The sequence below is a fragment of the Rickettsia endosymbiont of Rhinocyllus conicus genome (genome assembly GCF_964026465.1).
Classification (GTDB): domain Bacteria; phylum Pseudomonadota; class Alphaproteobacteria; order Rickettsiales; family Rickettsiaceae; genus Rickettsia.
Genome location: NZ_OZ032155.1, coordinates 1,650,614 through 1,662,478 on the forward strand (window position 1 = coordinate 1,650,614; position 11,865 = coordinate 1,662,478).

Below are 11,865 nucleotides of genomic sequence, written 5' to 3' on the forward strand. Positions count from 1 at the left end.
CCTTAATAACTCTTCTACAAAGCTTTAAAGCAGAAGAGTATTGTTTATTAAATAATATATAATATAATAACAAATTAAATAAGCTATATTTACTTGAGAAAATCATGACGCCAAAAACACCTCTTTTAGATTCCGGTCGGTTAAACTGTCAAATACCAAACCATAAAGCTAAAATTTTAGAACTTAGCAAAAAACAGGAGTCAAATTCTTTATATGTCGAATTTATTGAAAAATTTTTAAGTTATATTCCTATTGATTATGATTTTGAGAATAAACAAAAACTATTTTTTGATTTTGCCGATGAAGCTTTTAACTTTTTTAAGTATAGAGAAAAAGGCGAGAGGAAAATATCAATAACAAATACTGTTATTGAAAACGATCCAGCAATAAATGTGTTAATATTGCTTGATAATAAACCGCATATTGTTGATTTTATCGTATGTCTTCTTAAGAATAAAGCACTGCAAACTAAATTTTTGCTGCATCCGGTAATAAAATGTACTCGTGATAGTAAAGGCAACCTAGAAAAAATACTAGAAAATTCAGCCGCAGAAAAAAAATCAGAATCTATATTACATTTAACAATCCTCGGAAATTTTGATGATAGTGCAGCTAATTTACTAACAAAAGCTATAAATGATAGGCTAGATGAGCTTGAGGAAAGCCATAATTCCTTGCCAAATATGCAGGCAAAGCTCCAAGATTTATCTAAAAATATAATCGATAATGAGAAACTGAATTCCGTAGAGGCTAAAGAATTTTTAAGTTGGTTACAAAATGATAATTTAATTTTATTAGGTACTATTGATTTTGAAGTAAATTCTACAAAATTAAGTAATAAGATTGGGACAACAAAAATATGGCAAGAAGTAAAAGATGAGATTGAAGACATTGTAAAATGTTCCGCTAGCCCATTATATCAAAACCAGCTAATAATACTTGGTAAAATAAATAGTGCCTCGCTTATTCATACAGATAATTTAATTGATTATATTTTAGTAAAGAAATTTGACTCTTTTGGTGAATATATTTCAGGAAGTATAATTTTTGGTATATATAACTCAAATATGTATTACCATTCAATAAGTAATATCCCAATTCTTAGGCAGAAATTTAACTTCGTAATAGGGAAAGCTGGTTTTGCATTGTCTGGTTATAATGCTGATAAGTTAAAAATTTTAATGGAGTCCTTACCTCGTGAAGCTTTAATTCAAATTGATCAAGGTGATTTATATTGCATGTGCTTACATATGCTTTCTAGTATGATGAGTAAGAAGCTTAAATTATTCATTCAATATGATTGGTCGAGTTCTTTTTTAAATATTATAATTTTCTTACCTAGAGAGCGTCTAACTTCTGAAATACATAACATGATAGATTGTTATTTAGCTGAGAAATTCGGCAGTAAAATCCTATCTAACTATATCACTGAAGTAGTAGGCAGCTTTTCTTATCTTTTTGTCACCCTTGAAGCACAAGATAAGCATAAAATAAATTTTGAAGCGGAAAAAATTCAGCAAGATTTAGATCGTATTTCTAGATGTTGGAGTGAAGATTTTTATTTGAAACTTTCTAAAAAATTTGGTGAATATCAAGCAGGAATTAATTTTAAATTATTTGATAATATTTTTCCTGCTGATTATAGGCAAAAATTTTCTCCTGAAATAGCTTTAACAGATATTGAATATTTAACTGAAGCAAGTAGGAATCAAAGACGCATGTTTAATTTGATTGCTACAGGTGAATCAGAATTTTATCTAAAAATATATAGTCCAGGAGTAAGTCTTGCTCTTTCTAATATATTACCACCAATAGAAAATTTAGGCTTTAGTGCAATCGACGAACAGAGCTTTGTAATTAAAGAAGTCGGTGAGATTAAAGAAAGCTGGATATATAATTTTATTTTAACTTCCGTAGTACCAGTAAAAGATAATATTCAAGAGCTAAAAATAAATGTTGAAGAAGCCTTAGACAAAATGGTTCTTGGCATGCTTGCTAATGACTCTTTAAGTAAATTAATAGTACTTGCCGGTTTTAACTGGAAGCAAGTTAAACTAGTCAAAGCTCTAACAAGATATTTACATCAAACAGGTTTTAGTTACGGCAAGGGTTATGTGCAATTGACACTTCTTAAACATCCTGAATATACGAAAAAATTAGTAAATCTATTTGATATAAAATTTAACCCTAAACATCTCGATCACGACTTCAAAGATATCAAAAAACAATTAAATGATTATTTATTAAAAGTTGAAGTAAGTAGTGAGGATAAAGTACTGCGTAGTATGCTTGGTATTCTTGAGGCTGTTACTAGAACAAATTACTATCAATCTAACAAACATTATTTTTCATTTAAGTTCGATTCCTCTAAAGTCCCCCATTTACCTCAACCGATCCCATTTGCTGAAATATTTGTTTATTCAAGAAGTTTTGAAGGAGTACATTTAAGAGGTGGTCCTGTATCACGTGGAGGACTTAGATGGTCAGATAGAGCAGAAGATTATAGATATGAAGTGCTTGGGCTTATGAAAGCACAAATGACTAAAAATTCTGTTATAGTACCTGTTGGTTCTAAGGGCGGTTTTTATCTTCACTTTACTGATGAGGGAATGAGTCGTGATGAATATATGGCAAAGGTCGTTGAGTGTTATAAGAATTTCCTTAGAGGTTTACTAGATATTACCGATAACATAGTTGATGGCAAGGTAGTACACCCTCAAGATATCATTATTTACGATAAGGAAGACCCATATTTAGTAGTTGCTGCCGATAAAGGAACAGCTTCATTTTCAGATTATGCTAATAGTGTTTCCAGAGAATATAATTATTGGCTTGATGACGCTTTTGCTTCAGGCGGTTCTGCCGGTTACGACCATAAGAAAATGGCTATTACCTCTAAAGGTGCTTGGATTTCAGTAACTAATCATTTCAAGACTTTAGGTATAGATGTACAGAAAGACCCTATCACTGTCACAGGGATAGGCGATATGTCTGGTGACGTGTTCGGTAATGGGATGCTTCGCTCGAAAGCTATTAAGCTAGTTGCTGCTTTTAACCATAAGCACATATTCATTGACCCAAGCCCTGATCCTTTAACAAGCTTTAATGAGCGTTTACGTCTATTTAATTTAAAAGGTTCTAACTGGTCTGATTATGATAGTAAGCTGATTTCTAAAGGCGGCGGGATATTTGAGCGTAGTAGCAAGTCGGTAAAATTATCACCGGAAATTAAAAAATTACTCGATGTAAATGATAGTGAAATATCACCTGAAGAGCTAATTAAAGCTATTTTAAAAGCTGAAGTTGATTTGCTATGGAATGGCGGTATAGGCACTTACATTAAAGCGAAAACAGAGAATCATTTAGAGATCGGCGATAAAGCGAACGATAATTTAAGATGTAATGGTGAAGAAATTAGAGCAAAGGTTGTTGCGGAAGGCGGAAATGTCGGTGTATCGCAACGAGGCAGAGTTGAGTATGCCAAAAAAGGTGGACGCATCAATACCGACTTTATTGATAATTCAGCAGGTGTTGATTGTTCTGACCATGAAGTAAATATTAAAGTTGCTTTTAGTAATTCTGTTGCTTCCGGTAAGGTTACTTTAGATGAGCGTAACAAGCTGTTAATTGATATGACAAAGCAAGTTGAAGAATTGGTTTTAGAGGATAATTATAAGCAAACCGAAGCAATAACGATTATGCAGTTATCGCCTACCTTAACAGTCAGTATATTCAGTCAGTTTATAGATATTTTAGAAGAAGAAAAAATATTAGTACGTGAGAATGAATTTTTACCAACTTCCGAAGAATTAAACAGAAGAGCCATAAACGGGGAAGTATTAACTCGTCCTGAACTTTGCTTATTACTTTCATATAGTAAAAGATCGGCTTCTCATGAATTACGTAACTCAACCTTTTCTCATGATAAATATTTCGATTCTTATCTTGTAAATTATTTTCCTAAAATAATGCAAGAGAAGTTTCGTGAAGAAATTTTATCTCATCCTCTTAAGCATGAAATTATTAAAACTGTTGTAATAAATAAAATAGTTAATCAGCTTGGTGGACCACTTATTAGCATAACAAAACGTGAAACTGGTGCTCCTCTTTGCGACATAATAAGATCATATACTATTATTTGTGAAATTTTTGAACTTGATGATATATGGGAAAAGGTAAGCAATCTAGCTACTAATATCGATTATAACATTAAGATTGATATGTTTACTGAGATAACAAAATTAATGCGTCGTGGTATTTCTTGGGTTATCAAAAATTTAAAACATCCAATTAATATTAGTAAAACCATAGAAGAGTTTAAAAAACCTGCACAGAATCTAAGAGAAGTAGTAGGTAATTTACTAGCCGGAGAAGCAAAAATAAAGTTTGAAGAAAAGTTAAACTATTATGTAAGTAACGGAATAGACAAATCATTTGCTAAAGATATTCTTACCTTTGATAGTTTGATTTCGGTATTTGATATAATACATGTAACGAAACAAGTATCAGGTAATGATGAAGAAATGGCAAAAGCTTATTTTACAATCAGTAATATGTTTAGTTTAGACTGGTTACGTAAAACTTGTGATAGACAATTAAACGATTCATATTGGCGTCGTTTGGGTCTACAATCCTTAAAAGATGACTTATATGACAAACAACGTAGATTATTAATAAAAATTATTAATAAATCTCAAACAACTATTGATTTAGATTTATGGATTGATAATAATAAAAGTTTAGTTAAGAATTTTCTTGATTTTATTAAAGAAATTAAATCTCAGGAAGTTATAGACTTAAATGTAATAATTTTAGTAAATAAAAAATTCGAAATATTTTTACAAAAACTTGAATAATTATGCCATCAATGCTTAAGCAGACCAGATTAGATTTGGGTAAAACCTTAAACCAAGTATCTCTAGGTTTAAAAATTAGAAAAAAATATTTAATAGCTTTAGAAGAAGGGAAATTAGATGTTTTACCAGGGGAAGTATATGTAAAAGGTTACCTAAAATTATATTTAGATTACCTTAACATAAGAGATCGTAATGCTGAGCAGTTAGAAACTAAAAAAAATAATGAACAAGAAAAATTATTAAGTAGAAATAAAAATAAAGCCTTAGTAAATTATAGATATAAGAAGCAGTTGATATTTATGTCTATTGTAATGTTATCTATTATTATAATAATTTATCCATTTATAGAGTTAGCTTAAAAAATGAATAATGAAATATTAATGAGCTTAATGCAACAAGTAGAGTATAGGCTTGATAATCTATTAAATGTGCTTGCAAATAATCAATATGAGATCCATAGATTACAAAATGAAAATAATCAACTAAGAAATGATTATGTAAGAATATTAGATCAGATTAACATTTATGTTAATGAACTTGAAGAAATAAAAAAATTACAAAAATAATTATGGCAATTGTTACGATAACATTAAATAATAAAAACTTTCAATTATATTGTAATAGTGGTGAAGAGGAAAAATTATTATTTTTAGCAAATAAATTAAATGAAAAAATAAGCGAAATCAAAGCAGTAAATCCTGCTGCATCATTTGATTTGTTGCTTGTTATAGCCCTACTTAATGCTCAATCCGAAATAACACATCTTGCTAATAAGATTGAGACCAATAGTCTTCAAAAAAATTCCCAAGACGAAGAAAAATTTGCAGAAACCGTATCCACTATAGCAGGTTATCTAGAAAACCTTGCACGCAAGATGGAAAAGTGATATATTAACGTTTGGCTGCTTGGTTCGTGAGCTTAATATTAGCCTAGGACTACCACTAACTTTAGGACATCGTCCCTGTCTAATACTCATTTAAGTTTAGATATATGAAGTCCACCTTTACATAAAGGTCTTTGAAGGATTTTAAGTAACGACTAAAGCGGTCATTTGTCATCCCGTGGCTTGACCACGGGATCCAGCATAAAGCGAGAAATCGAGCTTTTAATATTCGTATTCTTTTACTAGATCCCGTGAATAAATCACGGGATGACAGAAGTGAAGTTGCCATGGGATGACACCGAAAATAACATTACACCTCTAAAATGAAACAAAAAAAATCTGCTAATAAAGTGCTTGGTGCTTTTTTAGGTACCATCATTGAATATTACGACTATAGCCTATACGGATTTTCTGCTGCAATTATTGCTGAAAAATTCTTCTCCCCTGCTACGGATCAATTAACAAAACTTGTAAATGTTTTTGCTGTATATGCTGTTGCATATCTGTCAAAGCCTCTTGGAGCTTATATATTTGGGCGTATAGGTGATAAATATGGCAGAAAAAAAGCTCTTAGTTTCACGATTATTGGCATTATAATCCCTACCTTAATAATAGGGTTATTACCTGACTACTCTACCCTTGGAGTTTGGAGTACGATAATCCTTGTTTTATGCCGTTTTATGCAAGGCATATTTATTGCAGGTGAGTATGATGGTGCTGCAATTTACGTTATTGAACATTTAGGTCCAAAATACCAATTTACCGCTTCAGCTATCACTAGATGTACAGGAGTTATTGGATTATTATCGGGAATTGGGGTAACTAACTTCTTTAATGCACATATCTTTCCTGATTGGAGTTGGCGTATTCCATTTTTATTAAGCGTACCATTAGGGCTTGTAACTCTTTATTATCGTCAGAAATTCGATGAAACCCCTGAATTTAAAAAGGCTGGTAATAATAATTCTATTCAAAAATTTAATGTTTTGATCAGAAAACAATGGAAGAATATTTTGCCTCTCATATTTTTAGCAGGAGGTTTTGGGGCAACATATCAAATTGCGATCATTTTCATGAAGCAATATTTACCGCTTGTGCTGCCTGCAACCGGCGTTATAATGAGTTCCTTTTCGGTATTAGTAGTATTATGCTTTGCTGTTTTTATGCCAATCGCCGGATTTATTGCCGATCGTATTCGTGTTAATATAGTATTAAAAACTGCCCTCATATCTACCATTATAGCAAGTATAATTTTTACGATAGCGGTAGAGTATCAAATGACTAATTTGGGGCTTTTTGCTAGCTTAATGCTAGCTGCTTCAGTTGCTCCGTTTAATGCTCTTGCTCATAGCGTGGTTATTAAATCTTTTGCAGTTAGAGAGCGTTATCGTGTCATAAGTTTTGGGCATACTATAGGCTCGATGCTAATGTCTGGTACTGCTAATTATGTATGTCTATTGGTAATAAAAAAATATAATTTTACCCTATTCCCTATTTTATATATTTGCATTTTCAGCGTACTAGCTTACTCTATGACTGGGTTATTTGATCGTAAAACAAAATGAAAAATCAATTAAGATTTCTTTTTAAACATCTCTAGCATTCTTTTTGTGACTATGAATCCGCCAAAGATATTGATAGATGCAAGCAGCGTTGCAAAAATCCCTAGCAAGCCAGAAAAACCAAAAGCACTACTACTTGCTGCTATCATAGAACTTAACACTATAATACCTGAAATAGCGTTAGTGATTGACATAAGTGGAGTGTGTAATGCTGGAGTTACTTTCCATACTACATAATAGCCTACAAAAGAAGCTAGTACAAAAACTGTTACAGCAAACACTAAAGGATCAATAGTAGAAGCTGCAACTTGCGAGCTGCCATCTATCACTAAATCTTTTAATTTATCTGATAGTTCTTGGGTATTTTGGGCAATTTCACTAGCTTGCTTAGCTATTATTGGTAATTGATTCATATTTTTTCTCTTAAAATGTTGTTTAACGTCGTGAGTTAAGCCTACTGTGTCATCCCGTGGAGGCATTGCCCACGTGGTCCAGTAAAATAATAAAAAATACAAATAAAAAAAGCTCGATTTATCTCGCTTTATGCTGGATCCCGTGGTCAAGCCACGGGATGACACAGATAAAGCCTATTTACCCAAACTTCTCGTTCACAATTTTGCCATCCTTAGTAACCAACATAGACTGCACTAACTCATCATCCATATTAAGTTTGCCGTCTTGGAGTGCATAATTTAAAAAATTATATAAATTCTTAGAATATAATTTTGAGCTATCAGTTGCAATTTTAGCAGCAAGGTTTGATAAGCCTATTATAGTAACGCCATGTTTAGTAATGATTTTATCGAGTTCCGAGCCTTCAACATTTCCACCCGTTGCGGTTGCTATATCAACAATAATCGATCCATGCTTCATTGATTTTAGCATTTTGTCTGTAACAAGCAAAGGTGCTTTTTTTCCAGGAATTTGTGCAGTAGTAATAACTATATCATAGTTTTTAATGATTTTTGCTAAAAACTCTTCTTGCTTGACTTTATAGCTTTCAGAGCTTTCCCCAGCATAACCTGATTTATCTTGTAGATCCTCTTGCAGTTTTGGCGAAACAAATTTAGCCCCTAAACTCTCTACTTGTTCCTTTGTTGCAGATCTTACATCGTATCCTGCAACGACGCTACCAAGTCTTTTTGCTGTTGCAATTGCTTGTAGCCCTGCAACACCGATACCAAGTATTAGAGTTTTACAAGGTGAAACAGTGCCTGCTGCTGTCATCATCATTGGAAAAGCTTTGGTATAATGATAGCTCGCTTCAATTACCGCTCTATATCCTACTAGGTTACTTTGTGAAGATAGAGCATCCATATTTTGAGCTTTGGTAATTCTTGGTACTAATTCCATTGCAAAGCTAGTAAGATTTTTTTTAGCTGCTGCTTTGATATATTCGTGATTCAAATAAGGCGATAGAAGCCCGATAATAACAGCCCCTTTTTTGGCAAATTCAAGCTCGCTATATTTATCGCTAACAGGCGATGGTTGAACCTTTAATATAATATCAGCATCAGAAATAATTTCGAGTGGTACAGCCGATATTTTAGCACCTACTGCTATATATTCTTCATCAAGAAAGCCAGCATAAACCCCTATATCTTTCTCGACAGTAACGGCAAAGCCTTTTTTAACCAAAAGGCTAGCTACTTCAGGCATTATAGCAACTCGTGTTTCGTGCTTTACTTTTTCTCTTAAGGCAACAATTTTCATAAATACTATTTGTTTTAAGTATATAACTAAGGTATTTTAAACATAATTTACAATATAAAACAATGAAAATAAAAAAGATATTTTTTTTAATTATCGTTTATATTTTTACAAATTCGATTGCGGCATTTGGATCAGATGATAAAGCGGCTATTTTAGAGCTAAAAACATATTTGAGTACGATGAAATCGATTGCAGTAGATTTTACACAAGAAGATTCTAAAGGTAATATAACTCAAGGAAAATTATTGATCAGTAAGCCTTATAACTTCAGATGTAATTATTACCCTCCTTTCCCTATAATTATAGTAGGTACTAAAAATTTTGTATCAATGTATGATTATGATATGGAGCAAGTAAGCCGTATTGCTAGGGATGAAAATATATTTAATTTTTTACTTGAGGATAATGAAAATTTCGACAAAGATTTTGTAGTTGAATCATTTGTTAATGAAAAAGAGTTCTCAAGGATTAATATTTATCACAAAGTAACAGAACGACATAGTGAAATTACTTTAAATAAAGCTAATAAACAAATTGAGTTGCTTAAAATATTTGAGGATACTAATGTAGTAACCATTAAATTTGATAATATAGTCAAAGTACAAAAATTTGATGAAGATTTATTTAAGTTAAAAAATCCTGAAATATTTGGTCCACCTAATAGGTTAACAAAATCAGAAATAGAAAAAAAATATGTTGTTTCTTCTAGCTAAAAAGGTTATGTTAATTATGCTAGTAGTGGGCATCGTGCTTATTTAGTTGGTCAGGTCCGAGAGGAAGCAGCCAGAGTAGGATTCGCTGGGTCACTACTAGTAACAGTTTTCCGTCATTGCGAGAAAATTACGAAGTAATTGACGAAGCAATCTCGTAAAGCAAGAGTATAAAATTCCTGAGATTGCCACGCTCCTTGCAGTCGCTCGCAATGACGATAATTTCTAAAATTTAAATCGTGACCGATATAAATTCAAATAATCAATATATCCCTTTTGCTAGGAAATATCGTCCAAGTAGCTTTGCTGAGCTGCATGGGCAAGAGGTACTTGTAAAAGTCTTAAGTTATACTATCCTGAATAATCGCCTAGCTGGTGGGTATCTTTTAACAGGTATTAGGGGAGTCGGTAAAACTACATCCGCTCGTATTATTGCTAAAGCGGTAAACTGCTCTGCTTTAATTACTCAAGGTAATGATATTAAGACGTGTGAGCAATGTGTAAATTGCGTTAGTTTCAACAACCATAACCACTCTGACATAATTGAAATCGATGCGGCAAGTAAAACTAGCGTTGATGATATACGCAGAATTATAGAGTCAGCTGAGTATAAGCCGCTGCAAGGAAAGTATAAAATATTTATTATTGATGAAGTGCATATGCTTTCTAAAGGTGCTTTTAATGCACTTCTTAAGACTTTAGAGGAGCCGCCTCCACATGTGATATTTATTTTTGCAACAACCGAAGTGCAGAAAATCCCAGCAACGATTATTTCAAGATGCCAAAGATATGATTTAAAACGTCTTAGCTTTGAAGAAATTTTTAAGCTACTTGAGTATATAGTTAAAGAAGAAAGTCTAAAAACAGATATAGAAGCTTTAAGAGTAATAGCTTATAAATCAGATGGTTCTGCTCGTGATGCGGTATCTATTCTAGATCAGGCAGCTAGTTTATCCGCTAAATCTGATAGTATGATTACAAGACAAGCGATTAATCAGATGCTTGGGCTTGTCGACAATAATGTTATACTAGAATTTAGTGAGTATATAGTTAATAGAGATATCGCAAATAGTATTTCTCTAATAAATAAGCTTTATTCTTCTTCAGTTAATCTTGAAACATTTATAGAATCAGTATCAGAATTTATAGCTTATCTTAGTAAAGTAAAAATGTTGCCTAGCTATAGTATGCCGTTATATGAGTCATTTAATGATAGAATTAAAAATATTTTGAGTAAAATTAGTTTCCCGCATTTATCAATTTTATGGCAAATATATAGTAAAGGGGTAGCGGAAATCAAAATTTCCTATAATCAACTTATTGAAACTGAAATGTTGATTATAAAATCAATATATTCAGCCTCGTTACCATTGGATGATTCACCGAGTGATAATAGAGATTTAAAACAGCCATCTACTGAAGAAATAAAAAAAAAATTTGAAATTGTAGATTTTCTTAAGTATCTTTATGAAAATAATGAAATAGAAATATATTATTTCTTATTAAATAGCATAGAGCTTAAAAATTTTTATGATAATAAATTAGAAATTGTGAGTTCTGAGATAACAAGCAAAATAAAGAAACAAATAGAAAATTTATTGTTTGCTTTTAGTAATGAAAAAATCGAAATTATAATATTGAAAGAGCAGCAACAAACGACTCTAAAAAGTCAATTAACAGATAAAATTGAGTCAGGTGATGGTTTTAGTTTAATAAAAAAACACTTTCCTGATGCAAAAATTATGGATATTCTACTTAAAAATTAAAGGATAAAATTATGGTAAACTTTAATCAATTTTTAAAACAAGCTCAAACAATGCAGAAAAAAATGCAAGAAGCACAAGAGCAAATGGCAAATACTAGATATACTGGTAAAGCAGGAGGTGGGCTTGTAGAGATCATAGCAACCGGCAAAGGTGAAGTCGAAAAGGTTTCAATAGATGCATCCCTGCTAAAAGCAGAAGAAAAAGAGATGTTAGAAGATTTAATTAAAGTCGCCTTTAATGATGCAAAACAGAAATGTGATGCAGATTCACAAAATTCTATGTCAGGTGCTTTAAGCGGTATGAGTTTGCCACCAGGTTTTAAAATGCCTTTTTAATTTAAACTACTGGACGCCGTGGTCGAGCCACGGCATGATA

Annotated in this window: 10 protein-coding genes and 1 other RNA gene; 9 read left to right on the forward strand and 2 right to left on the reverse strand. The window is 31.9% G+C overall.

Translation table 11 applies throughout. The features are described 5' to 3' along the window. Positions 1-104: 104 nt before the first annotated feature. The 5 genes from AAGD54_RS08900 to AAGD54_RS08920 all read left to right on the forward strand — a co-directional run bounded on the left by AAGD54_RS08900 (position 105) and on the right by AAGD54_RS08920 (position 7,304). Positions 105-4,856, forward strand: a complete 4,752-nt coding sequence (locus tag AAGD54_RS08900; protein ID WP_341794635.1) for an NAD-glutamate dehydrogenase — start codon at positions 105-107, stop codon at positions 4,854-4,856. A 2-nt stretch (positions 4,857-4,858) separates the two neighbouring features. Beyond that, entirely contained in the window at positions 4,859-5,215 is a 357-nt protein-coding gene (locus AAGD54_RS08905) for a helix-turn-helix domain-containing protein (RefSeq protein ID WP_341794636.1), read from the forward strand. Between the two features lie 3 nt (positions 5,216-5,218). Continuing rightward, entirely contained in the window at positions 5,219-5,422 is a 204-nt protein-coding gene (locus AAGD54_RS08910) for a hypothetical protein (RefSeq protein WP_012151542.1), read from the forward strand. A gap of 2 nt (positions 5,423-5,424) precedes the next feature. Continuing rightward, positions 5,425-5,742 (forward strand): cell division protein ZapA, encoded by a 318-nt coding sequence (locus tag AAGD54_RS08915; RefSeq protein ID WP_341788566.1) that lies wholly within the window; start codon positions 5,425-5,427, stop codon positions 5,740-5,742. A 320-nt stretch (positions 5,743-6,062) separates the two neighbouring features. Further along, positions 6,063-7,304 carry an MFS transporter gene (locus AAGD54_RS08920; protein WP_341794637.1) on the forward strand — a complete coding sequence of 414 codons (1,242 nt, stop codon included), beginning with the start codon at positions 6,063-6,065 and terminating at the stop codon, positions 7,302-7,304. Between the two features lie 8 nt (positions 7,305-7,312). Here the strand turns inward: AAGD54_RS08920 and AAGD54_RS08925 are convergent, their stop codons facing one another. Together AAGD54_RS08925 and AAGD54_RS08930 are read right to left on the reverse strand one after the other, a co-directional pair. After that, the gene (locus tag AAGD54_RS08925) at positions 7,313-7,714 is read right to left on the reverse strand and encodes an NAD(P) transhydrogenase subunit alpha (RefSeq protein WP_341794638.1); all 402 of its coding nucleotides are present in this window, start codon (positions 7,712-7,714) and stop codon (positions 7,313-7,315) included. Between the two features lie 178 nt (positions 7,715-7,892). Further along, positions 7,893-9,014, reverse strand: a complete 1,122-nt coding sequence (locus tag AAGD54_RS08930) for an NAD(P) transhydrogenase subunit alpha (RefSeq protein WP_341794639.1) — start codon at positions 9,012-9,014, stop codon at positions 7,893-7,895. Between the two features lie 68 nt (positions 9,015-9,082). Between AAGD54_RS08930 and AAGD54_RS08935 the strand changes: the two genes are divergently transcribed. The 4 genes from AAGD54_RS08935 to AAGD54_RS08950 all read left to right on the forward strand — a co-directional run bounded on the left by AAGD54_RS08935 (position 9,083) and on the right by AAGD54_RS08950 (position 11,825). Further along, positions 9,083-9,727, forward strand: a complete 645-nt coding sequence (locus AAGD54_RS08935; protein WP_341795212.1) for an outer-membrane lipoprotein carrier protein LolA — start codon at positions 9,083-9,085, stop codon at positions 9,725-9,727. 14 nt (positions 9,728-9,741) lie between these two features. Next, positions 9,742-9,835: signal recognition particle sRNA small type (gene ffs / locus AAGD54_RS08940), an RNA gene on the forward strand. Between the two features lie 128 nt (positions 9,836-9,963). After that, on the forward strand, positions 9,964-11,490 hold the full coding sequence (dnaX, locus tag AAGD54_RS08945; RefSeq protein WP_341794640.1) for a DNA polymerase III subunit gamma/tau: 1,527 nt from the start codon (positions 9,964-9,966) through the stop codon (positions 11,488-11,490). An 11-nt stretch (positions 11,491-11,501) separates the two neighbouring features. Further along, the gene (locus AAGD54_RS08950) at positions 11,502-11,825 is read left to right on the forward strand and encodes a YbaB/EbfC family nucleoid-associated protein (RefSeq protein ID WP_016948420.1); all 324 of its coding nucleotides are present in this window, start codon (positions 11,502-11,504) and stop codon (positions 11,823-11,825) included. Positions 11,826-11,865 lie beyond the last annotated feature (40 nt).

Excerpts from the sequence above, each read along its gene's own strand:
- AAGD54_RS08900 (WP_341794635.1), top strand. The coding sequence starts at position 105 with ATGACGCCAAAAACACCTCTTTTAGATTCCGGTCGGTTAAACTGTCAA.
- AAGD54_RS08905 (WP_341794636.1), top strand. The coding sequence starts at position 4,859 with ATGCCATCAATGCTTAAGCAGACCAGATTAGATTTGGGTAAAACCTTA.
- AAGD54_RS08910 (WP_012151542.1), top strand. The coding sequence starts at position 5,219 with ATGAATAATGAAATATTAATGAGCTTAATGCAACAAGTAGAGTATAGG.
- AAGD54_RS08915 (WP_341788566.1), top strand. The coding sequence starts at position 5,425 with ATGGCAATTGTTACGATAACATTAAATAATAAAAACTTTCAATTATAT.
- AAGD54_RS08920 (WP_341794637.1), top strand. The coding sequence starts at position 6,063 with ATGAAACAAAAAAAATCTGCTAATAAAGTGCTTGGTGCTTTTTTAGGT.
- AAGD54_RS08925 (WP_341794638.1), bottom strand. The coding sequence starts at position 7,714 with ATGAATCAATTACCAATAATAGCTAAGCAAGCTAGTGAAATTGCCCAA.
- AAGD54_RS08930 (WP_341794639.1), bottom strand. The coding sequence starts at position 9,014 with ATGAAAATTGTTGCCTTAAGAGAAAAAGTAAAGCACGAAACACGAGTT.
- AAGD54_RS08950 (WP_016948420.1), top strand. The coding sequence starts at position 11,502 with ATGGTAAACTTTAATCAATTTTTAAAACAAGCTCAAACAATGCAGAAA.